At 63.3% G+C, this 23,848-nt stretch carries 22 protein-coding genes; 5 read left to right on the top strand and 17 right to left on the bottom strand.

What is annotated here, in order from left to right:
- Positions 1-2: 2 nt before the first annotated feature.
- The 3 genes from PCK14_RS07140 to PCK14_RS07130 form a co-directional block, all read right to left on the bottom strand.
- Positions 3-809: an HAD-IIB family hydrolase gene (locus PCK14_RS07140; protein ID WP_269937768.1), complete on the bottom strand. Its 807-nt coding sequence runs from the start codon at positions 807-809 to the stop codon at positions 3-5.
- Between the two features lie 93 nt (positions 810-902).
- Entirely contained in the window at positions 903-1,433 is a 531-nt protein-coding gene (locus PCK14_RS07135) for a YbhB/YbcL family Raf kinase inhibitor-like protein (RefSeq protein ID WP_269937767.1), read from the bottom strand.
- Between the two features lie 45 nt (positions 1,434-1,478).
- Positions 1,479-2,417, bottom strand: coding sequence for a carbohydrate kinase family protein (locus tag PCK14_RS07130; RefSeq protein WP_269937766.1), 939 nt, complete (start codon positions 2,415-2,417; stop codon positions 1,479-1,481).
- 121 nt (positions 2,418-2,538) lie between these two features.
- Here PCK14_RS07130 and PCK14_RS07125 point away from each other — a divergent pair, with 121 nt between their 5' ends.
- Together PCK14_RS07125 and PCK14_RS07120 are read left to right on the top strand one after the other, a co-directional pair.
- The gene (locus tag PCK14_RS07125; protein ID WP_333474349.1) at positions 2,539-3,558 is read left to right on the top strand and encodes a LacI family DNA-binding transcriptional regulator; all 1,020 of its coding nucleotides are present in this window, start codon (positions 2,539-2,541) and stop codon (positions 3,556-3,558) included.
- A gap of 85 nt (positions 3,559-3,643) precedes the next feature.
- Entirely contained in the window at positions 3,644-4,747 is a 1,104-nt protein-coding gene (locus tag PCK14_RS07120; RefSeq protein WP_269937765.1) for a GTP pyrophosphokinase, read from the top strand.
- Positions 4,748-4,756: 9 nt separating this feature from the next.
- Here the strand turns inward: PCK14_RS07120 and PCK14_RS07115 are convergent, their stop codons facing one another.
- The 10 genes from PCK14_RS07115 to PCK14_RS07070 all read right to left on the bottom strand — a co-directional run bounded on the left by PCK14_RS07115 (position 4,757) and on the right by PCK14_RS07070 (position 16,981).
- Positions 4,757-5,470: a M48 family metallopeptidase gene (locus PCK14_RS07115; RefSeq protein ID WP_269937764.1), complete on the bottom strand. Its 714-nt coding sequence runs from the start codon at positions 5,468-5,470 to the stop codon at positions 4,757-4,759.
- Positions 5,467-8,709, bottom strand: coding sequence for a type I restriction endonuclease subunit R (locus PCK14_RS07110; protein WP_269937864.1), 3,243 nt, complete (start codon positions 8,707-8,709; stop codon positions 5,467-5,469). The genes PCK14_RS07115 and PCK14_RS07110 overlap by 4 nt, the downstream gene beginning before the upstream one ends.
- A 4-nt stretch (positions 8,710-8,713) precedes the next feature.
- Complete coding sequence (locus PCK14_RS07105) at positions 8,714-9,949, bottom strand: restriction endonuclease subunit S (protein WP_269937763.1); 1,236 nt, start codon at positions 9,947-9,949, stop codon at positions 8,714-8,716.
- Complete coding sequence (locus PCK14_RS07100; protein ID WP_269937762.1) at positions 9,946-10,968, bottom strand: virulence RhuM family protein; 1,023 nt, start codon at positions 10,966-10,968, stop codon at positions 9,946-9,948. The genes PCK14_RS07105 and PCK14_RS07100 overlap by 4 nt, the downstream gene beginning before the upstream one ends.
- The gene (locus PCK14_RS07095; RefSeq protein ID WP_269937761.1) at positions 10,961-12,478 is read right to left on the bottom strand and encodes a type I restriction-modification system subunit M; all 1,518 of its coding nucleotides are present in this window, start codon (positions 12,476-12,478) and stop codon (positions 10,961-10,963) included. The genes PCK14_RS07100 and PCK14_RS07095 overlap by 8 nt, the downstream gene beginning before the upstream one ends.
- A 15-nt stretch (positions 12,479-12,493) precedes the next feature.
- Positions 12,494-13,072: a restriction endonuclease subunit S gene (locus PCK14_RS07090; protein ID WP_269937760.1), complete on the bottom strand. Its 579-nt coding sequence runs from the start codon at positions 13,070-13,072 to the stop codon at positions 12,494-12,496.
- 149 nt (positions 13,073-13,221) lie between these two features.
- Positions 13,222-13,473 carry a hypothetical protein gene (locus PCK14_RS07085; RefSeq protein ID WP_269937759.1) on the bottom strand — a complete coding sequence of 84 codons (252 nt, stop codon included), beginning with the start codon at positions 13,471-13,473 and terminating at the stop codon, positions 13,222-13,224.
- A 127-nt stretch (positions 13,474-13,600) separates the two neighbouring features.
- Positions 13,601-14,266 (bottom strand): response regulator, encoded by a 666-nt coding sequence (locus tag PCK14_RS07080; protein ID WP_269937758.1) that lies wholly within the window; start codon positions 14,264-14,266, stop codon positions 13,601-13,603.
- A gap of 407 nt (positions 14,267-14,673) precedes the next feature.
- Positions 14,674-15,918, bottom strand: coding sequence for a sensor histidine kinase (locus PCK14_RS07075; RefSeq protein ID WP_269937757.1), 1,245 nt, complete (start codon positions 15,916-15,918; stop codon positions 14,674-14,676).
- 43 nt (positions 15,919-15,961) lie between these two features.
- The gene (locus PCK14_RS07070; protein ID WP_269937756.1) at positions 15,962-16,981 is read right to left on the bottom strand and encodes a proline racemase family protein; all 1,020 of its coding nucleotides are present in this window, start codon (positions 16,979-16,981) and stop codon (positions 15,962-15,964) included.
- Between the two features lie 254 nt (positions 16,982-17,235).
- Between PCK14_RS07070 and PCK14_RS07065 the strand changes: the two genes are divergently transcribed.
- The gene (locus PCK14_RS07065) at positions 17,236-17,502 is read left to right on the top strand and encodes a WXG100 family type VII secretion target (protein ID WP_269937755.1); all 267 of its coding nucleotides are present in this window, start codon (positions 17,236-17,238) and stop codon (positions 17,500-17,502) included.
- 89 nt (positions 17,503-17,591) lie between these two features.
- Here PCK14_RS07065 and PCK14_RS07060 read toward each other — a convergent pair whose 3' ends face one another.
- Complete coding sequence (locus tag PCK14_RS07060; protein WP_269937754.1) at positions 17,592-18,395, bottom strand: substrate-binding domain-containing protein; 804 nt, start codon at positions 18,393-18,395, stop codon at positions 17,592-17,594.
- 89 nt (positions 18,396-18,484) lie between these two features.
- Between PCK14_RS07060 and PCK14_RS07055 the strand changes: the two genes are divergently transcribed.
- Positions 18,485-18,847 carry a DUF5997 family protein gene (locus PCK14_RS07055; protein ID WP_269937863.1) on the top strand — a complete coding sequence of 121 codons (363 nt, stop codon included), beginning with the start codon at positions 18,485-18,487 and terminating at the stop codon, positions 18,845-18,847.
- 110 nt (positions 18,848-18,957) lie between these two features.
- On the opposite strand, the gene PCK14_RS07050 is transcribed toward PCK14_RS07055, so the two are convergent.
- From PCK14_RS07050 to PCK14_RS07040, 3 genes are all read right to left on the bottom strand, one after another.
- Entirely contained in the window at positions 18,958-20,475 is a 1,518-nt protein-coding gene (locus tag PCK14_RS07050) for an APC family permease (RefSeq protein WP_269937753.1), read from the bottom strand.
- Positions 20,472-21,401, bottom strand: a complete 930-nt coding sequence (locus PCK14_RS07045) for a universal stress protein (protein WP_269937752.1) — start codon at positions 21,399-21,401, stop codon at positions 20,472-20,474. The genes PCK14_RS07050 and PCK14_RS07045 overlap by 4 nt, the downstream gene beginning before the upstream one ends.
- A 202-nt stretch (positions 21,402-21,603) precedes the next feature.
- Positions 21,604-22,986 (bottom strand): flavin monoamine oxidase family protein, encoded by a 1,383-nt coding sequence (locus PCK14_RS07040; RefSeq protein ID WP_269937751.1) that lies wholly within the window; start codon positions 22,984-22,986, stop codon positions 21,604-21,606.
- Between the two features lie 142 nt (positions 22,987-23,128).
- On the opposite strand from PCK14_RS07040, the gene PCK14_RS07035 reads away from it, so the two are divergent.
- Entirely contained in the window at positions 23,129-23,839 is a 711-nt protein-coding gene (locus PCK14_RS07035; protein ID WP_269937750.1) for a TetR/AcrR family transcriptional regulator, read from the top strand.
- Positions 23,840-23,848: the final 9 nt, after the last annotated feature.

Genomic DNA, 23,848 nt, shown 5'->3' with positions numbered 1-23,848 from the left:
GCTCAGGCCGGCCGAAGCGCGGCAAGACGCGACTCAATCACCTGCGCCACGCCGTCGTCCTCGAAGGCGGGCGCCTGCAGGGCCGCGGCGGCGAGCGCCTCGGGGTGCCCGCTGGCCATGGCGTAGCCGTATCCGGCCCAGCCGAGCATCTCAATGTCGTTGGGCATGTCGCCGAAGGCCACCACGTCGGCGGCGTTGATGCCGCGGGCCGCCGCATAGCGGGCCAGCGTGACGGCCTTGTTGACGCCCAGCGGCCCCAGTTCCAGCAGGGCCAGCTCGGGCGCTGAGTGCGTGACGGCAATGAGCGGGCCGATCGCGGGCGCAACCAGGGCCATGAACTCGTCGGCGCTGCCGGAGTGGAGCACGGCCAGCATCTTCACGATGCCGCCGTCGGCCATGGAGGGGACCAGCTCACCCACGGGGAATTCGCCGCTGTCGGCGGCCCGCGTGCCGAAGAAGCCCTCCTCGACGTGGAAGCCATTGAGGGTTTCCAGGGCGAAACGCGGGTTGGGGGCCAGGCCGGTGATGATGCCGCGGACGCGCTCCACGGTGTCCCAGTCCAGGACGTGGGATTCGGTGACCTTTTCGGCCGCCAGGTCATACACCACGGCACCGTTGGAGCAGATGACAGTGCCGAGGTGGCCGATCTGCTCACGGATGGGGTCCAGCCAGCGCGGCGGCCGTCCGGTCACGAAGACCACATCCACGCCGGCGTCGGCGGCTGCGGCGAAGGCATCCACCGTGCGGGCACTGATCTTTCCGTCGTGGCCAAGGATGGTGCCGTCAATGTCGCTGGCAATTAATCGCATACCCAAGGCTATCCAACTTCACTCCCGCGGCCGGCCAGGGCCCGCTGGGCGGACGCGCAGCCGCTGGCCGGGGCCCGGGCCGCCCCGGCGCCGCTAGAGCTCGTACAGCCCCGTCAGCCGGGCGCGGCCCAGCGTGTGGAAATGCAAGTTGAATCCCAGCGTGGCGGGCGTGGCGTCGGCAGCCAGGCCCAGCGACTCCACATCCACTGCATGAACCACCACCAGGTACCGGTGGGGACCGTGGCCCGCAGGCGGCGCCGAGCCCATGTAGGCCGGGGAGCCGGCGTCGTTCCGCAGCGTCAGCGCAGCTGCCGGCAGCTGGAGCGAACCGGGGGTCCCGGCACCCTCGGCCAGTGACACCACCGACGCCGGCAAGTCCGCAACGGCCCAGTGCCAGTAGCCGCTTGCGGTGGGGGCGTCAGGATCGAACATGGTCACGGCAAAGCTGCGCGTGCCCTCCGGGAAGCCGCTCCAGGACAGCTGCGGGGACTTATCCCGGCCCTGCGGGTGGGCTCCGGCATTCACCTGGGCGGGGGAAAACACGGCACCGTCGGCGAATGATTCGCTGCGCAGCGTGAACTCCGGGACCGGGGCAAGGAAGGAATAGGGGTCGTAGTCGAACACGGTGCCGCCTTTCAGGGGGATGGGATTTTGCCGGCCGGGCGGCGGCTAGGCCTTGATTTCGGCGCGGCTGGGCGGGTTGGCGCCGGCGCGGGAGACGGTGACGGCTGCCGCCCGCGCCGCATAGCCGATCACCTCGGCCAGGGCTGCCGTGCCCAGTTCGCGCAGTTCCCCGCGGCGCTGGGCGCCGTCGAGTTCCCGGTCCACGAGCGCCGAAAGGAGTGCTGCCATGAAGGAGTCACCGGCACCGACCGTGTCCACCACGTCCACCTCGGGGACCGCGCAGGAGACCTCGCCGGCGGCGCACACAGCCCACGGGCCCGCACCGCCCTGTGTCACCACAACAACTGAGGGGCCCTGCGTGCCGCCCAGGGCAAGCCACCGCCGGGCCGACTCCTTGGGGTCAACGCCGGGGTAGAGCCATTGAAGGTCCTCGTCGGAAGCCTTGACGACGTCGGAGAGTCTGACAAACTTTTCGGCCTGTTCCCGGGCGTAGGCCACGTCCGCGATGATGCTGGGCCGGCAGTTGGGGTCATAGGCAATCGTGGCGGAAGGGTGCGCGGCCGTGACGGCGGCCAGGACCTGCTCCGCGCCGGGGGCCAGCATGGTCGCGATGGATCCTGTATGAAGAAGGGTTGTGGCGGCCAGCATGAAGCCGGGCGCGCCGTCGGGCCCTGTCAGCGCCGGCAGGGTCCAGTCCAGGGCGAACTCGTAGCTCGCGGCGCCGTTTGCATCGAGTTCCGCACGCGCCACCGAGGTGGGGAGGGAATCGGGCACCAGCGGGACCATGACGGAGTTGCTGCGCAGGTGGCCGGCCACCATGTCACCGTATGCGTCCTTGCCAATGCGGCCCAGGAACTGCACGGGGTGCCCCAGGCGGGCCAGGCCCACCGCCACGTTCATGGGGCTGCCGCCCACGTGCGGGACGGGGTCCTTCCCGGGGTGCACAACTTCATCAACAAGGGCCTCGCCAATTACTGTCAACATGGCACCAGCCTACGGCCCGGCGAGCCCTCTCCGGAGGAACCGCACGGGATAAGCTCATCAAGACAATCGGCAGGCAGCGCGGCGGCAGCGGCGCGAAGGATACGGAACGGCAGGCACGGCAGTGGGCAGTACGGCATCCCGAACCCCGGGCATTCGCGATGTGGCAGCACTGGCGGAAGTGTCACCGCAAACCGTCTCGAGGGTGCTCAACGGCCACCACAGCGTCAGGCCGGAAACACGCGAGCGGGTCCAGGCCGCCGTCGAGCGCCTGGGCTACCACCGCAACTACGCCGCACGCAGCCTGTCCACGGGGCGCACGCAGATCATCGGCCTGGTCACGTTCAGCACCGAACACTTTGCACGCTCCATTGTGGTGGGCAGCATCGAGCAGGCCGCCGCAGAGCTGGACCACTCCGTCATCACCGCCACGGTCGCGTCCATGGACGCCGGGACGGTGGAGCATGCCGTGCAGGCCCTCGTGGACCGCGGCGCCGACGGGATCATCCTTGCCGTCCCCATGATCGAGGCCGGCCCGCTGGTTTCCAAGATTGGGCTGACGACGCCGATCGTCACCCTGGACGGTTCCCGCACCGAGTCCAGTGTACTGCTCGTAATCGACCAGTCCCTCGTGGCCGAGCTGGCCACGGCGCACCTGCTGGACCTGGGACATGAAACGGTGTGGCACCTTGCCGGGCCGCAGGACTGGATCGAGGCGTACAACCGCAGCGAAGGATGGCGGACCACCCTTGAGCGGGCGGGGCGCCAGGTTCCGCCGGAGCTCGCGGGCGACTGGTCCCCCGAGTCGGGGTACCGCAACGGCTTGGTTGCCGCACGGATTCCTGAGCTGACGGCCATTTTTGTCTCCAGCGACGAGATGGCATTTGGCCTCATCCGTGCCCTGCACGAGAGCGGGAAGAGAATTCCGCAGGACATTTCCGTGGTGGGCGTGGACAATATTCCGCTCGCGGAATACAGCTCCCCTTCGCTGACCACGGTTGCCCAGCCATTCCGTGCCATTGGCAGGCTCGCCGTGCAGCGGTTGCTGCACAGGTTGCAGGGCGCCAATGAGCCGTTCCCGGCCTTCTCCCTGTTCCCGGAGCTTGTGGTGCGCAACAGCACCAGCTTCCCGCCGCGGGGCTAGCGGCACGCACTGTTTGGCAGGAATTTACGGCGTCTTTCGGCGCTGCCGCTCGCACGGGCGCGGCCCGGGCGTTTAGGCTCGAGGCATGAGCAGCAACTGGGAACGACTCGACGAATCTCTGCGCCCGGCGGTCAGCGCCTCCGTGGCCGAGTATGAACGGACCCGCCCCACGCTGGAAAAGGTCACGGCCGAGATGGAGTCGCTGATCCGTGGTGTCTTGGCGGAGGCCGACGATGTCCCGCTGTTCGTCACGAGCCGGACCAAGACGGTGGAATCATTCCGCGAAAAGGCCTCGCGCATGCTCACGGAGCCTGACACCGCCCCCGCATTGCAGTTCCCGGAGCCGCTGAAGAACCTCACCGACATGGTGGGCGTGCGCGTCATCACCACACTGCCGGGTGAAAACGCGCAGGCCGCGAACCTGATCAAGCGCCAGCGCAGCATTTTTGACTGCCGGGGCGACACCGAGAAGGACATCGGCTCCATCGAGTCCGGAACCTACGGCTACTCCAGCCGGCACTTGATCCTGCGGACCATCCAGAACGACGTGGTCCGCAACTACCAGGAGCTGCTGGACCCTGACACAAAGCCCAACGGCAGCTACTTCTTTGAATGCCAGATCCGTACCATCTTTGCCCACGCGTGGAGCGAAATTGAGCATGACATCCGCTTCAAGTCCCAGGACCCGCGCGCCTGGAGCCCCTACTTCGACCGGCAGTTCACGGCCACTGCGGCCATGCTGGAGACTGTGGAATCGGCCTTCTCGGAGCTGCACGACCGCTATGAAACAGTCACGAGCTACTGGGATGTGGACGGGGAGGGTGATGTCTCGCTGACCCCGAACCGGATCAAGGCGGTGTGGCAGACATTGCTGCCGCATGTGGACAGGAAGGCCGACGACGACTGGGGCTGGGCTGCGGAGCTCGTGGCCGCGCACGGCCTGGGCAAGACAGTGGACCTGGTGGCTCTCCTGCAGCCGGAGATCATCTCAAATGTGCGCAAGGCGCTGGACCACAGGTACTCCCCCGGCCCGGACAGGCTGCTGGATGACCTGCTGCTGTGGCAGTTCGGTGAGAGCCACATTGACCTGACGGCAGAGGATGCCGCGGCAGAACAGACTCCGCGGCGCGACAGCCTGATCCGGCGGCACCAGCAAATGGCCAGGTACCGGAAGCTGCAGGGGTTTTAGCGCAGCGGGTCAGGCCATGAACAGCTCCAGCCGATCCTTCCGCTTTTCCCAATCCGGCATGACCTTTGTCAACAGCTGGTAGAAGTCCCTGCTGTGGTTCGGTATCTCCAGGTGGCACAGCTCATGCGTGATGACGTAGTCAATCCCGTCCACGGGCGCGCGCACCAGGTGCGGGTGCAGCAGCAGCCGTCCGGAGGCTGACATCGATCCCCAGCGGGATTTCATGGCCTGGAGCTTAATGCTCGACGGCGTGAAGTCACCTTGGGCGGGAAAGCGCTCCCGGCACTGTTGCAGCCGCTTGCTGAATTGGATCCGGGCATGGTCCAGGTACCAGCCGTCCAGCAGGGTCTTGATGCGTTCCGCATCATAAAAATCAACGCCGGAGACTAGGAAGAAGCCGCGCACAGCCCGGACACGGGCCTCCGTTCCGGGTTCCATCCGCAGGCGGTAGCGCCGCCCCAGGTACAGGTGGGTTTCACCCGGCACATATTGCCGGGGCGGCGTGCGTGGGGTGAACTGCCGGAAGTAGGCCTGCTGCTGCAGAATCCAGCGCCCGCGGATACGGACCTTTTCCGCGATGGCTTCGAACCCAGCTTCCTGCGGCGCCGCCACGACCACATCGCCTGTTGGCTCCACGCTGATGGCCAAGGTTGCTCGGTCCCGGAACCCCACCCGGTAGTGAATCGTGCTGGTGCCAAACTGCAAAGTATGAAGTTCTGTCACCGGGGAAAGCGCGCCTTTGCCACGTTGATGACCTGGTGCGGCAGGGTGTCCAAGAGTTCGGCATCGACGTGCAACTGCAGGCCGTCGCCCAGTTCCTCGTAAATGTAGTCCTCCAAGGCCGTCCTCAGCTCGTTCTGCCTGTCGTGGTTGCTCCACATGCCCACAATGAGCAGCCCGTCCACGATGTGGATCAGGTCAACGGCCACCTTGGCAAATTCCTGTTGCGTCAGCGCTTCGCTTCCGCGCAGTTCCGTAATGACCTCATTCACCACCCCGTAGACGGCGATGGCGTCATTATTGCCGCGAATCAGCGCAGGAACGTGTTCCCCGTGGTCCTTGGCGGCGGTCTTGCCGGCCAGTTCCTTGGCCGTGAGCAAGTACTTCTCGGCATCCCGTGTCCTGCGGTATTCCTCGATGGCCTCCTGCAAGAGCGTGGAGAATTTCTTGTAGAACGCCGGGTCCTCTTCCATGCGCAGCTTGATGGTCTTCTTCAGCGCACTGACAATCCGGTCTGCCTTTGAGGCGGTCGTGGTCCCTTCTTCTTCAACAACGGCACGAAGGGCTGCGGGGTCGTTGATGTTCACCAGTTCCACGATGGTTTCGGCCGGCATAGCCGTTACATGGTCGTCCAGGAGGCGCTGGATCTTGGGCTCGTACTCCCGCAGGTCCACCACTTCCTGGTAGCGCAGCTGCACGGCACGGCGCAATGCCGTGAACTGCTTCCAGTCCGCCCGGTACTTCTCCACCTCATGCTCGGAGCAGACATCCAGCAGTTTGTCGCTTGACAGCGCAATGTGCAGGCACCGCCCAAACACGCGGAGCACCGCGTAGAACTCGGCACGGAGGTCCTCCGGCTCCAAAAATTGCTCCAGCGCCTCCATGTCCAGCTTGTTCGGCACCTTCCGGAAAAGGTCCCACACATCGGCCCAGCGCTGCGGCAACAGGCGGATCTGCTCCCGGACGTCGTGGACCGCCCCGGCGAGATCTTCGTCGTCGTACCCGCCCAGCGCGCTGTAGGTGCCCATGGCATCATCGAGGTTGCCCAGCAGGCCTTCGTAGTCGATGACGAAGCCGAATTCCTTTTCCTTCTTGGCCGTCTCATCCTCGAAAAGTCTATTCACCCGGGCTACAGCCTGCAGGAGCGAGTGGTCGCGCAGTGACTTGCACAGGTAGAGGACTGTGTTGCGCGGGGCATCAAATCCGGTGAGGAGCTTTGAGACCACAATGAGGATCTCGGGCCCGCCCGATTCCTTGAATGCGTCGATGATGGTTGAATTGTAGGCGGCTTCGCCACCGTACTTCTCCATCTGCCGGTCCCAAAACTCGCGGACAAGGCCTGTGGCCTCGGCGTCAACCTGTTCCACGCCCTCGTACTCGTTCGGGGCGGAGATCACCACCTCGCTGCTGACGTGGCCAATCTCGTCCATGACCTGCTTAAACCTGATGGCCGATGCCTTGTCCGGGGCCACCAGCTGCGCCTTGAACCCCGTGCCCTGCCAGAACTTACGGTAGTGCTCGGAGATGTCAAAGGCCTTGGCACGGATGGTCTGCCCGGTCTTGCCCAACACGTCGATGCGCGAGAACTTGCGCTTGAGGTCCATCCGCTGTTCGTCAGTGAGGCCTTCGCTGATCTTCTCGAACCACTTGTCTATGACGTTTTCAGCAATGTTCTGCTCAACCCAGCGGCCTTCATAGAGCAAAGGCACGACGGCGCCATCGGCCACCGCCTGATCGATGGTGTAGCGGTGGATCAGCCCTCCAAACGTGGCCGCTGTGCTCTTGTCGCCCTTCATGAGGGGCGTTCCGGTGAAGCCCATGTAGCAGGCGTTTGGGAGCAGACGCCGCATGGCGACGTGGAAGGAACCGTACCCGCCGCGTCGCCCTGTTTGGGTGCGGTGGCTTTCATCAACCAGCACAAAGATGTCCTTGGAGATGTCGGCGTCCCGGACCTTGGCCGCATTTTCAAACTTATTGATGATAGTGGTGATCAGCGGGGTTTTGTCCCTGATGAGCTCGGCCAGGTGGGTGCCCGTGGTGGCCCTCACCGGGGTGAGGTCGCAGGAGCGGAACGTGCCAGTGATTTGTTTGTCCAGGTCCTCCCTGTCCGTGACGATCATGATCCTGGGTGCGTTGAGCCGGGGTTCCAGGGCCAGGGCCTTGCCCAGTATGACCATGGTGAGGGACTTGCCCGAGCCCTGGGTGTGCCAAATGACGCCGCCGTTGCGCGGCTTGCCGTTGCTGGAGGCGGAACCATTCGGGCCTGCACCGCCTGCAACCACGCGGTCCAGGGTTTTCCGGACGGCAAAGAACTGTTGGTGGCGCGCGATCTTTCGCTTTCCACCGTCGAATACCGTGAAGCGGCGGACCAGGTCCAGAAGGCGTTCCGGCCGGCACAGCGCATAGATGAGCCGGTCCTGGGCGCTGGGAAGTCGGTCCCCTTCGGCAGTGAGCTCGTCAAAATAGCCGCAGGCAGAAGCCATGTCGCCGCTAAAGAGTCCCTGCTTTTGGGCCTCCGTCAACGGGGTATTGATGACTTCGCTGATGTCAGATTCGGAGTCTTCGTCGTCACGCCAGATGCTCCAAAACTTTTGCGGTGTGCCCACTGTGGCGTAAATGGCCTCCTGACGGTTCATGGCGATGAGCAGCTGGGCAAAGTGGAAAAGCTGTGGGATGTTGTCGGCATTTTGGTAGCTGATGAGCTGGCTGCCGGCTTTTTTGATGTTTTCCGTGGGCCGCTTGTTTTCAATGACAATGAAGGGGATGCCGTTGACATAGGCCACCACATCACACCTCTTGGTGGAGACAGATCCGGTGCGCTCTACCCTGAGCTCAGCCGTCACGTGGAAAACGTTGTTGCCCGGCTTGATCCAGTCAATGTAGTTGAAGTGGTGGCTTTTGGTGTCGCCGTCGATGGTTTTGGAAATGGCCGTGCCCAGAACCAATGTGTCGTATGTGTCCTGGCTGGTGGCGTTGAGGCCCTTGAGCTTGTCCGGCTCCGGGACCAGTTTGCGGATGGCCTCGTGGGCGTCCGCCACATCAAAGGGATATTCAGTACCGCGGAATGTGAAGCGGTTCAGCTTCAGCAACTGCTCCGCCAGGATGTTTTCAAGCAGCACGTTGCGCAGCCTTCCACCCCGTTGCCGGGCCACTTCATCCTGGCTCAGCGGTGTGAAACCCAGCTGCACCAGCAATTGCAGCGCGGGCACTTGCGATTGGTGTTTCTCCGCGGCATTGAACATTCCTTCAGACACTGGCGGCCTCCCCCTCGTCAACATTTACCCTGATCTTGCCCGTCAAGAGCTGCTGCATGAGCCCGCGTTTCTGCGTTTCCATTTGCGACAACAATGCCCTCGTATGGTTCAGTTCATCATCCATTGACGCGGCAATGTCAGAAATGCGCTTTTGTTCAGTCATTGGAGGAACCGGAAATGGCAGAGTTGAGAACTGCTTCCAGCGCAAGCTTCCTCGCCGATCCACCGTTGCACTCGTGCTGGCCCTGAACATCTCCGCGTAATGCTTGGACTTCAGGACAAGAATGGCAAACTTGGCGTAAATTCGTGCCTCATCAAAAGCAAACACCGTGTAAATCGGGCTGACTGCACCAGCATCCACGACATTCTGAAGGCCTATGGATCCTTCCTCAATGTGGTTGCTGGGAAAGCCAAACTCGTTTCGCAAGACAACCTTGTAGTTACTTAGATCTGCACTGTGGACGGTCCGACCAAAGTAGTCACTCGAGCGCAAGAAACCATGATGTTTGGAGCAGCTCAGTACGGCATCCGTTGAGAGATCCGCGTTGCGCACTGATCGTTCGGAGGCAACTTCGCCAATTCTCATGATGTTCCAGGCAGGGTTCGCTTTGACCCACCTCGTACCCTGGGGCGCTCCTTCGCCAAAGATCAGTCGAGCGACTATGGCACCGCGTCGTTCGACTTGCGCGGCAACGCTTCGCGACATCCAGTCGATCGCGTCATCCCAGGTGCGGAGGATTTCAGCGATCTTGCGCTGCTCCGGGAGCGGTGGGTATGTAACCGTGAGCCTTTTGAACAGTGGCAGACCGATCGTCTTGATCGTCGATCCAACGGCCATTCGCTCAAAGTACGATTTCTGAGATTGAAGCAGATAGTACAGAAACCATGGACTCATGCTCCCTTTGGATTCACAGTCCCACGCGATGAAATGCTGGCTAACTGCCATCGGCCGAGCCAGCACAGCGAGTTTTCCCACCCCAGCATCCCGAGACATTACGACGGTTTCCGCAGGGTGCAAAACAGCAGAGGAATGGCTAACGCCCAGCGAACTAATCCGTCTAGCGGTCGTGTTGATGTAACCAGCATCTAATTGCCCGCTGTCGGCCAAAGAGACCCACTCAATATCGCCATCCCAGTAGTCGGCTCGTCTCTGGTCAGGTGTATGCCCACTGCCACGGACCGCAACATCATCCAGCAGGCTCACGGTCCAGCCGCTTGGAACGGTCATCGTTTACCACCTTCGGGTCGGCTCAGTTTCTCAAGTTCTGCAATATCCGCATTGTCGGCGGCGAGCGCCTCGGAGCTGCGGCGGCCGGCATCGAACTTCTCGTAGCGGCCATACGCCAGGGCCTTCGCCACGGCAGCCTGGACACTGCCGGCGTTGCTCAGAACCTCTCGGTCATTGAACTGCAGGAAAGCGTCCAACTTGGTGGCCCACTTTTCCATGGTGACCTCTTTGCGCTGCTGGGCCTGGTCCTCTGCGTAGTCAAGGTACATGGTGACGATGCGGTTCAACTGCTCAACTTCCTCCTCGGAAAGGTAGTTCTTGGCAGTGTCGACGTCGCCCTTGCGCACGCGCGACCCCGCCCAAGTTGTGAGCCCCATGTTCGGGGCGTTCTCATCGCTGCGGGCCTTGATGATTTCCGCTGCTGTCTTGCCGGTCACCGCGTAGAGCATCTTGTTTTGGACCTTTTGGAAGAACAGCCTCGATGCCCCGGATTTGGGATCGTAGTCAACAGCAGTGGCGTACAGGTCCTTCACCTTTTGATAGAAGCGCTTCTCGCTTGCACGAATGTCACGGATCCGGGCAAGCCACTCGTCAAAGTAGTCCCACTGCTCAACACCCTTTAGCTTGTCGTCATCCATGACGAAGCCCTTGACCAAGTACTCATGCAAAGTAGTCGCCGCCCAGCGGCGGAACTGGCTCCCTCTCGGCGAGCGCACCCGGAACCCGACGGCAAGAATTATGTCAAGGTTGTAGTGCTTGAGGCTTCGCTGAACCTCCCGCCCACCCTCAAATCGAACTTGTGAGTAATCGTTACAAGTTGCCCCCTCATCAAGCTCACCATCCGCATAGATAGAGGCGACGTGCTTGGTGATCGCCTGCGGCGTGGTTTGAAACAACTCGGCAATTTGCGCCTGGGTCAGCCAAGCTGTGCCGTCAACGGCGCGCAACTGGATACGGGATTCGCCGTCGTCAGTTGTATAAAGTACGATTCCCCCTCCGGGGGTTGCCGACTCAGACATCGATGCCCAGCTCCTTTAGGTAGCCGCTCATCTTGGCACGGACTTCAACCAGTTCCGCCTCAATCTGGACAATTTCCTGCTGTACAGAGGCAATGTCGATCTCTTCCTCCGGCTCGAAGGTGTCAACATAGCGGGGAATGTTCAGGTTGAAATCGTTGTCGGCCAGCTCTTCCGGCATCGCCAGGTGGGAGTACTTATCCAGTTCCGAGCGGTCCCGGTAGGTGTCTACGATCTTGTCGATATGGGCTGCATCCAGGAGGTTCTGGGTCTTCACGGAAGTGAATTCACGGCTGGCGTCGATGAACAGAGTGTCTTTGCGAGCAGCATTCACTCCGCGCTGTTCACGTGAGCGGTCAAAGACCAAGATTGCGACTGGAATGCCCGTTGTGGTGAACAGGTTGGCCGGCAGCCCAATGACAGCGTCGAGCAGGTTTTCCTCAATCAGCGCACGGCGGATTTTGCCTTCAGAACCCCCGCGGAACAACACGCCGTGGGGGACGATGACGGCAATGCGCCCCTTGCCTGGTTGTGCTGTCTCAATCATGTGGCTGATGAACGCGTAGTCGCCCTTGCTCTTGGGCGGAACGCCGCGCCAGAACCGGCCAAAGGTGTCGGTTTCCGCATTCTCAGCCCCCCACTTGTCGAGAGAGAACGGCGGGTTCGCCACAACGACGTCGAACTTCCTCAACCTGTCATTTTCCAGCACGGTAGGGCCGTTGAGGGTGTCGCACCAGTCAATTCGAGCAGAATCGTTCGCGTGCATGAACATGTTCATGCGGGCCAGCGCCCAGGTTGCGCCGTTGACCTCCTGGCCAAAGAGCTGATAATCCTGTGAGCCAACTTCCTTGGCTGCCTCGATGAGAAGCGAACCTGAGCCACACGCAGGGTCAAAGATGGTGTTTCCCGCTGTGGGCCCGGCAATCTTGGCCAGCAGCGTGGACACGGAACTGGGCGTGTAGAACTCCCCCGCTTTCTTTCCCGCATCCGAGGCAAAGCGTGAGATCAGGTAAATGTAGGTCTCACCAATGATGTCTTCGCTGACCCTGGACGGGCGAAGGTTCATATCCGGCTTGGCAAAGTCCTCCAGCATATTCTTCAGGCGGCGGTTGCGGTCCTTGGTCTTGCCAAGGTTCGACTCAGAATTGAAGTCGATGTTGCGGAAAACGCCCTCAAGCTTGCCGCGATTGACGTACTCGATTTTTGCCAGGGCCTTGTTGATCAGTTCACCTAGGTTCGGGGCCTCACGTTGGCGGTAGAGGTCGCCGAAGCTAGCGCCTTCCGGCAGCGGGAAGCGTTCGCGCTGCATGCGACGACCAATTCGCTCTGCGTTGCCGGCAAACTGCTCGGCATACTGCTCGGCATGGTCTTCCCAAACATCTGAAATGTACTTAAGGAACAGCATGACAAGGATGTAGTCCTTGTACTGGGTGGCGTCCACGGCACCGCGGAAGGAATCACACGCTGCCCATGCCGCATTGTTGATGCGCTGCTGGGTGATCTGGTCTGTCATCGGGGTGATCCTGTTCTAGCGTGCGGTGTTGGGGGAATCTTGGGCGGCACTTTGCAGCTGCAAGTCTATTAATTGGTGCCGACATTGGAGCAGCCTGGCTTCCAATCGCTGCTGCTGCGCCGCGAGGGTTGCGGCTTTGGCAATCTGTTCTTGGCGGTCAAGGGGAGGCAACCTTAGCTCGACGTTTTCCAGGACTGACTTGGAGATCATCTGGATGGTTTGTCCCTGAGAGGATTGGCGGAAGTACTGCTGCGAGGCCCGCTGGTTGAGTACCCAAGCCAAATAGTGTGAATTCACCTTGACCCTGTTGGGGCGGATGACAAAGAGAGGCATGACCGCAATGGCAGGCTCCTTAATCTCTTCCGGGACCACCCACGCGGTGGTGAACTGCCCGCGGGATCGAAAGAGTATGTCCCCGTACGTCAGGACGTGCCGGGAGACTGCTTCATCGGTGCGGGCCAGGAATTCAACACCCGCGAAGCCTTCAGCCGTAAAGTCGCTTTGCTGGATAGCGAGAACTCCCCCCGTGGACCCTTGAACCCCGCCTCGAGCGGTGAAGCTGGACCGAACAATGGCGACATCCCCCAGCTTCACGACTTCAACTCTATATGTTCCATATTGACATACTATCACAAATTTCATCTATATTTTGGATATAGAAGATATTCTGCTTTCACCTCAACCCCGTATTTCACGCCTATGTTGCCCGGACCCGAAGGCCCGGGCAACAAGCGATCAGGAACCTAGCAGAGACGCAGGCCAAAAATGTTGCAGGGAATGAAGAACATCCCATAAGTGCTCGCGACGTTGCCGGAGCCAGCCAGTCCGGTGCCCCCGAGGCCGGCGCCTTCGGTGGTCGACGGGGTTTCCGCCACAACGGAAACGCTGGAATCTTCGGTGGCGCTGCTGGCCTGGGCCGGGGACAGTCCCGGGGCCAAAATGAGACCTGCGGCAAGGATGGCGGCTGCGCTTGCGGTGGCAAAACGTGATTTCATGGCGGTACCTTTCGAAGCAAAGTGGAATGGATCACCAAGGCATGGTGCTTTCCAGCTTAGGGGGTGCCAGGGACCAATCACACCTTCTCTGCGATTTTTCTTGCCCGCGTTAGACAGCTCTTGAAGGTCACACCAATCCGGAGCGCAAGGCGGTGATGACCAACTGCAGCCGGTCGCGGGTCTGAAACTTCCTGCCCAGGCGCACCAGGTGGTACTTCACGGTTGACTCCGAGAGGAACAGGGAAGCGGCAATTTCGCTGTTGCTGAGGCCTTCGCACAGGAGCTTGAGGACATTTTCCTCCCGTTCCGAGAGTTCAATGACGGCTTCGGCGCCGGAGGAGGGGCGGCTGCCGCGGAGGTCTTCCACGAGCAGGTGGGCCACGGCCGGGTCAATGGGGCAGTCGCCGGCGTCGACCTCCCTGACGGCGGCAACTATGCGACCGGGCTCGGCGTCCTTGACAACGTAGCCGCTGGCGCCGGCAATGAGGGCGGCCTTGAGGTAAATGTCGGAGACATGCCCGGTGACAACCAGGATGCGGATCTCGGGCATTTCCGCCACGATGTGCCGGATGGCGGCCACGCCGTCCATGACGGGCATCTGCACATCGATGATCAGGACGTCGGGACGGTGTTCCCTGACCAGGTCAATGGCTTCCTGGCCGTTCTCACCCTCTGCAACCACCACCACGTCCTGGGTCTGGGACAGGTAGGTGCGCAGGGCGCCGCGGACGAATTTTTCATCGTCGACGATCACGACATTGATTTGCTTGGTTTCTGCCACGCTCACACTCATGCTGACAGTCTACGTAACCGGGCTCTTGGCGCGGACACTTGCCTCGCGCGGATGGCGGCCGGGGCAGAGCCGGCCAGATGCGTCGACGATCAGCGTGCGGGTGTGGGGAAGGTGCCCGACGGCCAGATTCCCTCGGGGCACCGCTTGCCTGACTGGGCCGTGCGGCCTGCTGCTGGCATGTGCTTGGCGTTCATGATGATCTCCGTGATCGTGGGCCGGGCCTGTGAAGCTCCAGCCGAAAGGTAGTGAATGCAATGTTCCCCAACACCTTTGACGCTACGCAGCCGCAATGCGCCATTCAATGAACTTGGGCAGGGACTGTCCAAACGGATGACGCGTTTGGGCCCTATTTGCCAAGAATTGTCCACACGGCCAACTTCCCGGCTGCCCGTGCCAACGCGGTGGCGCTAGTGCAGGGTCTGGCGTTCCTTGAACGGCAGGACGGTCCGCACGCTCCACCAGCCGGCTTCGGGGCCGGCCTCGAGGGTGCCACCCAAACGGGAAGCGCGTTCCCGCAGCCCCGCCAGCCCGGTTCCCGAGACGGGAAGCCGCGGGCGGCCCGGGGTCATGAGGTTCTTGATGACAAGTTCGATGCGGTCCTCGCGGACGTCCATCAAGATTTCGCACCTGGTGCTGCTGTCGGAATGCTTGACCACATTGGTGGCGCTTTCCTGAAGAATCCGCAACACAGTGGAGCGGAGGCCATTGGGGGTCGAGTCCAGTTCCCCCGAGGTGGAGACCCGCGTGGGGCAGCCCAGGCCGTTGAGCCGCTTCTGGGATTCGGCGACACTCAAGGCCAGGTCAATCGTGGCCGGGCTGGGTTGCACACTTGTTTCCGACAACGGCTTGCCGGCCCCGGCGGCCTCGTCGGCGCGGATGGTTTTGAGCAGGCGGCGCAGATCATCCAGGGAGTTCCGCGCCATGGAGCCAATCTCATTCAGGGCGTGGCGCTGCGCGGCGCTGTCCGGGGTGATGGTGCCCAGGTTGGCCTGCACGGCAATCATGGTCAGGCCGTGTGTCACCACATCATGAAGCTCCCTGGCCAGGGCCATGCGCTGCTCCTGGGCGGCCTTGGCGGCTGTTTCCTCGGACAGCTTTTGGGCGCGCTCAACGTTGATGGCCCGCTCGCGCATGAGCTTGATGGCCAGCCCCGGCGTGGTGATGAGCAAGGTGACAGGGAAGTAGGCCCACAGTTGCAGCACCCCGAGCCCGGAGACGAACGGCACCCAGAGCAGCTGCCAGATCAGGAAGCTGCCCACCATGACAGCCAGGCTGCGGATCGAGACGCGGTAGGCTCCCAGCGCAATGGCGCCGAAGGCAAGCAGGAGGGGCCCGCCCAGCTCCACCTGCGGCAGCATTGTGGCCAGCATGACGAGAAAAAATGGCGCGACCAACTTTGGCCGGAATGCCAATGCCATCCACACAACCCAGTAAGCCACTGTGCAGCCAAGGGCCAGCCACGGGTACTTCAGGTTCTCATCGGGAAGAATGAACAGCCGGACGTCATCGAAGGCTGAAACCGTGATGATGACAGCGATGAGGAACGACACCCACAGCGTAAATGGCGAGTACCCCAGCTTCAGCAGGGCGACCGGGCCGGCATTCTGCCATGCCGCGGGTGTGGGTTGGAGGAGCACCCTGGATCTCTTCATTCAGCTATGTTCCCAGCTTTTTTGGCATTCCACGATCCAGGCGTTACCGCAGGACAAAGCCAAGCCCCAGCTCGTCGTCGGCATCAAGGGTGAACTTGCCCTCGCCGACAGGAAAAGCCCTTCCGCTGACCTCCACGACAAGTCCGCCGCCGGGATCGGAAACACTGTCCACCACGCGGGCGGCAAACCGTGAATCAATGATCGAGTAGTGTTCCAGCACCTCGCCGTCCGCCAGCTCCCCCGCATCGCTGAGCAGGGCCACCCGTGCCGCCGTGCCCGATCCGCTGGGCGACCGGGCCACCTGCCCGTCGGCAAAAACACTCACATTGCGCTGTGCCAGCCCGGGGCCGGCATGGGCCACAGGCTCGTGGAAGATGGTGCCAAACACGCCCTCGCGGCGGGGGTCGGCCGGGTGCTGGGCAGCCGGGTGGTCCGCCAGCGCCGTGGCCACCTGGTGCCCCGCGGCCACCACCTTGGCCAGGTTCGACGGCGTGACCTCCAGTCCCGCCGCTGCCGCCGGAAGCGAGGCGTACAGTGCGCCGCTCCAGGCCAGGTCAACGCGCAGCCGGCCAAAGTCGGCGGTCTTGACCTCAATGTCCCGCGCCACAACGTGGGACGGGACGTTGTGGAACGCCACCTCGCGCACTTTGCCCTCGGCCATGGTGACCCGGGCCGTGACGCGGCCCGAAGGAATGTCAATCACCACGTCAGTGTCGCCGTCGTCCGGGGCCCGCACGCGCCCGCTGCGGACCGCCCATGTGCCCAGGGCCATGGTGCCGTGCCCGCACACCGTGGAGAATCCCTCCCGGTGCCAGAAAAGAGCGCCAAAGTGGGCTCCCTGGTCGTTGGGCGGCACCACGAAGCCGCCGTACATGTCGGCGTGGCCGCGGGGTTCATTGACAAGAAGCCGGCGAATCCGGTTGGCGTCCCCTGTCATGGCGCGCTCACGCCGTTCCCGCACGGTGTCGCCCTCAATGGTGAAGGGAAGCTCCGGAACTATCCGGAAGGGCTCGCCTGCCGTGTGGTAGTCGTACGTTTCAATCTCCCACATTGCTGCTTTCACGTCTCGGCGCCCCTTGGGTAGGCAATCCGTCCCGGGCGGACCCGGGACGTTTTTGTCAATATGGCACGGCCCCCTTGGGGTGTCAATGACCGGGCAGCCCGGCGGAGGGGATGGGGAGAGCTGCATGGGGAGGCCAGCCCATCGACGGGGCTTGTCAGGCTGCGATAGATTCTTAGCAATCGCCCGGCCGGAACAACCCGGCAGGGGCGGAACAACTGCGGCAGGCCCGCAACTATTCACAAAGGATGTGCATCATGGCAGGTATGCTCGGCAGCGATCCCCAGGACATGGCGGAACTGATCTCCAAGCTGGGAACGGCAATTGACCAGATCCAGTCGGCCATGGGCACCCTGGATGGCAAGGTCAACTCCGTGAACTGGAAGGGCCCGGACGCGGAGCGCTTCAAGGGCACCCAGTGGCCCCAGTCCAAGCAGCAGCTCAACCGGGTCATCAACGACCTCAACGACGTCAAGACCCTGGTGAACCGCCAGAAGTCCGAGCAGGAACGCGCCTCGGCCTAAGCCCTTCGCACCCCGCACAAAGATCCGGCCCGCAGCAGACGCTGCGGGCCGGATCTTTGTGTTTAGTCAGGGGCGGTGCCGCGGGAAGCTTAGCGGCGGCCGCGCTTTTGCGCCCGGGCCTTGCCGCCGGGGCGTCCGCCACCGCGCAGGTTGGGTCCGGCCGTCTTGGCCTTGGCACCCTTGCCGCCTGCCGCCGTGCTGCTCTTGCCGGTCTTGGCGCCCTTCTTCGGCGCCGCATCCTGCTTGGCCTGGACGGAGGGCTGGCGGGAGCTGTTGGCGCTGCGGCCGCGGACCACACCGACGAACTCCTGAATGACGGCTTCCTCGTCCTCGGGCAGCTGGCCTTTCGTGTCCGGCCAGGCCAGGGCGATGCTGCTTTCCTGCACCCCGTGGAGGAGGCGGGAGCGCAGCGTCTTGCGGCTGAGCAGGCGGGCCACTGACATGGGCAGGATCAGGATGCCCAGGCCCGCCTCCACGAGGTCAAGGGCCTCGTCCACATTCGCCATGGGCGGCAGCGGCTTGCGTGTTCCGGCCGCGATCTCGCTGGAAATGTCACGCCATTCCGGGAAGTCGTCGGGGTCGGCGAGCAGGTATTCGTCGGCCAGCTCGGCAACGTCCAGTTCCTCGAACGCGGCAATCGGGTGGTCCTTGGGAGCAACCACCACGGAGAGTTCGCTGTACAGCGGAATGACGTGGAGCCCTGTCTTGTCCACGGGCATGCGCACGAACGCCATGTCGGCCTTGCCGGCCAAGACGGCGTCGAGCTGCCGCTCCTCGGAGACCGGCTTTGCGGCCAGTGGCACGTCCGGCATGCGCTCCTGCCAGCGGTGGAGCCACTTTCCGGGTGTGACACCCGGGACAAAGGTCACTGTAAGTTCGCGGGATTCAGGCACCTGCCAACACTAACGCACAGTTTTCCACTAAACTACCGCTCCGCCACCGGTACCCTTGATACATGAGCATCAAACCTTCCCCCCAAGCCATGAAATCCGCCACAGCGGCCAAGAAGCTGGGCATCCACCTGCCGGCTGCACCTGCAGAGTTCCAGGACAACGCAATCAGCCGCGAGGAATTCAAGGTTTTGCAGGACACCCCTCCGGAATGGCTGTCCGAGCTGCGCCGCACCGGACCGCACCCGCGCCCGGTCATTGCACAGAAGCTGAACATCTCCATTGGCGGCCTCAACCGCTCCAACATCACCGAGGCATTGACGACGGCGGAGATCACCTCGTTGCTGGCCGCTCCCCCGGCGTGGCTGGTTGAGGAACGCGCCGTGCATGCCAAGGCCCGCGCCGAGGCAAAGCTCGCCAAGGAGCGCGAGGCGGCCCGCCGCCCCAAGAGCTAGCTCCACCTGGCGTGCGGGTCACACCGCCGTCCACGAAAAATGACACCGATCCCCCTTTCTGAGCCCGGAATCCCAGGCTCAGAAAGGGGGATCGGTGTCATTTCCCCGCGTTACGGGTTGTAGACCTGGCTGGCGCGGCTCAGGACCTGGCCCTTGAAGAACTCCGGGTGGCGCCAGTACATGAACAACATGAGCACTGCGCCCAGCAGGATCACGCCCGCCCCGAGGATGAATACCAGGCCCAGTCCCCCAATGTTGGAGCCGGAGCCGTAGCTGGGGTCCATGGAGTCGTAGGCGGTCTTGAAGAACATGACCAGCAGGATCACGCCGCCCACCAGGGGTGCCAGGAACTTGAAGAAGAAGCTGCGGGCGCCACGGAAGGCTTCTGCCCGGAAGTACCAGACGCAGGCCAGTGCGGTGATGCCGTAGTAGAAGCAGATCATCATGCCCAAGGCCGTGATGGTGTCCCACAGCGCATTCTCGGAAAGTGTCCGGGTAATCACGTAGAACGCGGCTGCGGCAATGGCTGCCGCAATGGTGGCGTAGCTGGGCGACTTGTGGGTTGGGCTGATCTTGCTGAAACTCTTGGGCAGCGCCTTGTAGTGGCCCATGGACAGCAGCGTCCTTGCCGGGGACACGAACGTGGACTGCAGGGACGCGGCCGATGAGCTCAGGATGGCCAGCGACATCAGGATCGCGAACGGCCCCATGACGGGCCCGGCCAGCACGGCAAAGATGCTGCCCTGGTTCTCGGGGTTTCCGGCGCCCAGCCCCTCGGTGCCAATGCCGGCAAACGCCAGTGTGGCCAGTGAGACTGTCATGTAGATGACCATGATGACAACAACTGTTGCCGTGGCGGCCCGGCCCGGCGTCTTTTCCGGGTTCTTGGTCTCCTCGTTCATGGTCAGGGTGACGTCCCAGCCCCAGAAGATGAAGATCGAGAGGGAAACGCCGGCCGCGAACTGCGAGAACGATTCCACGGCGAAGGGGTTGAACCAGTCCGGCGTGATGGCCGTGGCATCAAAGGCCGTGCCGTTGGCCACGTGCGCGAACGCGGCGATGGCGAACCAGCCAAGGACCAGCAGCTGGAAGCCCACCAGCACGTATTGGAACGTCTTGGTGGTTTCCATGCCGCGGTACGAAATCCAGCAGGCCCCGGCTATGAACACCAACGTGGTGGCAATGTTCAGCGGCAATATGGTGGTCAGGTCCGCCAGCTCCGGGTTGGAGAAGATCTGCGCCAGCATGAGGTAGAAGAAGTCCACCGCCACCGCAGCCAGGTTGGACAGCACAATGATGGTGGCGGCAATCAGCCCCCACCCGCCCATCCAGCCGATCCATGGGCCGAAGGCGCGCGATGCCCACGTGAAGGAGGTGCCGGCGTCGGGCATGGCATTGTTCAGCTCCCGGTAGCCCAGGGCCACCAGCAGCATGGGGATGAAGCCCACCAGGAAGATGGCCGGCAGGTGCACGCCCACCTCCGAGACCGTGGGGCCCAGGGCGGCGGTCAGCGTGTAGGCGGGGGCGATGCAGGAGATGCCGATGACGACGGCGCCGATCAGGCCCACGGAACCGGCCTTCAGGCCCTTCTCGCTCAGGCCCCGTTCAACTGTTTTTGACGTGCTCATTGGGGTGCCTCCGGGGTTTCGGATTCAACGATGGGGACCTGTCCGGTGGAGAAGAGTGCCTCGGACTGCGGCACGTAGTTGCGCGGGACCACGATCATGGGCACCGGCAGCGCCCGCAGGATGCGGTTGGCCGTGGCGCCGAGGAAGATGGAGTTGTTTTGCGCCAGGCGGCTGGAGCCGATGAGCAGGATCTCGCCCTTCTTCCAGTCAAGCGCGTCCACGGCGTCCTCAATGGTGCGCCCGTGCCCCACCACGACGTCGACATCGAGTTTGTCGAATGCGTCGACGCCCACTCCCTGGCTGGCCTCGGCAACGGCACGCAGGTGGGCTTCTGCCTGCTCCACCGTGGCGCCGGAGCTGTCCGCGCCGAGGGCCACGAGCGAGACGAGCCGCAGGGGCAGCTCGCGGCGCTTGGCCATCGCGATGCCCGTGCGCAGCACGTCTTCGGCCCCGGCCCGGGTGCCAAGTGCGCAGGTCAGCCGGGTGATGGGCTTGGTGCGGCTGTACCCGGACGGCGCCAGGACCACGGGGAGCGTCGAGGCGTGCAGCAGTGAGCTGGCCACGGAGCCGATCGTGAAGCGCTTGAAGAGGCCTGTGCTGCTGGCCCCGATGACCAGCAGGGCGGCGCCCAGCTCCGTTGCGGCGGCGATGAGCGCCTCGGCCTCGGACTCGCCGCGGCGGATGTGCGCCTGCGCCGGAACGTCGTCGGGGATCAGGGCCAGGCCTTCGTCGAGCCACTGTGACACCTGCTCGGCCAGGATGTCGCCGAACCCGGCAACGGGCGGGTAGACGCCGTTGTAGGGCGAATCCTCGGGCATCACCATGACCAGGTCCAGGGAGGCGCCCTGCCGGCGGGCCAGTGCCACGGCCAGATTGACGGCATCGCCGCCACGGGCGTTGGCGGAATATCCAACTACATACCGCATAAGGGTCCTCCTCAGGACGAATGGGTCATGAAAAAACTAAGGGTGAATCCGCCAAAAGCTGAGCGCAGCCGACGGCGAATCCGGCGGCGCGTGAGCGGAATTGGGGGCTGGCGGCGTGGTGGGCGTCGCCGCGGACACACCGACGAAGTCGTGTGTGGCGCGGTGCGGGCACCAGCCCCCAATTCCGCGGAAGCGCCGCCGGTTACGCCAGTTCTGCGATCAGCTTGTTGGCGGTGAACTGGCCCATGCGGACCGCCCCGTCAACATGCTGGTAGCCTTCGGCGGCGAGGTCGGAGCAGGACCAGTGGATGGGGCCCACGGGTGCCAGCTGGTCGGGGCCGTAGCGGTGCAGGCCGCCGAGGTCGTAGCTGGCGGCGTAGGCGCCTCGGGTCCATTCCTCGGATCCCCAGTCGGACTCGTAGTAGACAACCGGTTCTGCTGCGGCGTCGCCCAGGAATTCGGCCAGCGAGGCCGTGATTTCCTTCTTGCGCTGCTCTGCGGAAAGGGTGAAGGCGTAGTCGGCCTTCTCGTCGGAGACAAAGCCGACAAGGGTTCCGCGGGGGTCCTCGTGGTTCGTGTTGTCGTACACTTCCTGGACCAGCGAGGAGGCGCTGAAGCCAGTGCCTGAGAGGCCGTCTTCGCGCCAGAACGGCGTTTCGTAGACGGCGTGGACCTTGATGACCAGGCCCAGCGACTGGTGCTGGTGCATCTGGTGCTGGCGGCGCGGCAGCGGCGGGTCGAAGGAGACGCGGCTGTAGAGGTTCGGCGGCACGGCCATGACAACGCGCTTGGCGGTGATGGTGGCGCCGTCGGCGATCACTGTGGCAAGGTAGCCGCCGTCGGTCTCTTCCCAGCGGACGGTGCGGGCCGGGGAGTTCAGGATGACGTCCTCGCCGAGCTCTGCGGCCATGGCGAGCGAGACGCCCTGCATGCCGCCCACCACGCGCTTGTCGAGGATGAAGTTGTCGTCCACCAGGTTGGAGAAGGAGCCGGCCGAGGAGGCCATGAACACTGCCTGCAGAGCGGAGAAGGCGTGGGCCGGCTTGGTGAGCATGCCGCCGGCGATGAACAGGCCAATGTTGTTGCAGGCCTCCTCGTCGCTGGACTGGGTGCGCAGCCAGTGGTGGAAGGAGATGATGTCCAGTTCGCGGGCCTGCGGGTGGTCCCACGGCTTTTCCGGGTCCATGAGGGCCGCGAGCGCGTCGAGGGTGTCGATGAGCTTGTTCATGGCCGCTTCGGTGTCCGGGGAGACGGGGAACATCTCGCCCGTGTAGCGGGTGCGGGTGCCGTCGGGGGCCACGTAGACGCTGTCGCCGTCGCGGTAGCGGGAGTAGGTGTCCAGGCCGAGTTCGCCGAGGAGCCCGATCAGCGCGGTCTGGTCCGGTGAGACCCACTGGCCGCCAATTTCCAGCCACGCGCCGTCAATGGTGTTGGACCAGGTGCGTCCGCCAACTCGGTCGCGGGCCTCGACGACGGCCACGCTCAGGCCGGCCTTTTTCAGCTCACGGGCTGCGGTGAGTCCTGACGGTCCGGCGCCGATGATGACGACGTCGCGGTCAATTGCCTGGTTTTCTGCGGATGCCATGTGTCCCTCTCCTGTGAGCTGTCCGGTGACGGGCTTCACTAAATGAATGCGGTTCATTTAGAATAGACTGTAACGGACGTCACCGATCCCCGTAAAGGGGCGCCAAGGATCTTTTTGCGCACGGTGGCGCCAAGGAGGGAACATGGATCCGGTGGAAATAGTGCAGAAGGAAGTACAGGAACGACGCCGGGCCGGCCGGCCCCCGCGGGCACTGCTCAGTTCGGCGCGGATCACCAGGGCTGCCCTGAAGCTGGTGACGAACGACGGCTACAAGGGGCTCACCATGGCCGCGTTGGCAAAGTCCCTCAATGTTGCCCCGTCGGCGCTGTACAACCATGTGAGCTCCAAGCAGGATGTGCTGCTGCTCGTTGAGGATCACCTCATGGGCAAGGTTGACGTGTCCGGCTTTGCCGGCCTGCCGTGGACCGAGGCCGTCACCCGGTGGGCGCGCTCCTACCGGGACGTTTTTGCCTCGCATTTGCCGCTGATCCCCGTCATCGCGCTGCTGCCAGTGACCAACGCACCGGCCACAATCACCATGTACGAGGCCGTGACCAGGGGCTTCCAGGGTGCGGGCTGGCCCGAGGAAACCATCATTGACGCCGTGGTTGCGCTGGAATCCTTCATTTATGGATCCGCCTATGACGTCAACGCCCCCGCGGACATCTTCGACGCCGGGGACCTGGCACCCACGGCACCGCGCTTCACTGCGGCCGTGGCCAGGCGCGGCGCCGGCGGCACCGGCAATGCGGAAATCCGCAACGACGCGGATGCCGCATTTGAGCTGGGCCTGCGGGCCATGGTGGCGGGCCTTGCGGCAACACTTGGCCCCTCCGCGGCACCGCGGCACTAGCCGCGTCTG

The sequence above is a fragment of the Arthrobacter sp. HY1533 genome (genome assembly GCF_027568515.1).
GTDB lineage: Bacteria > Actinomycetota > Actinomycetes > Actinomycetales > Micrococcaceae > Specibacter.
Note: the sequence above shows the minus strand (reverse complement) of the source record. Positions and strands in the feature narration are given on the sequence as shown.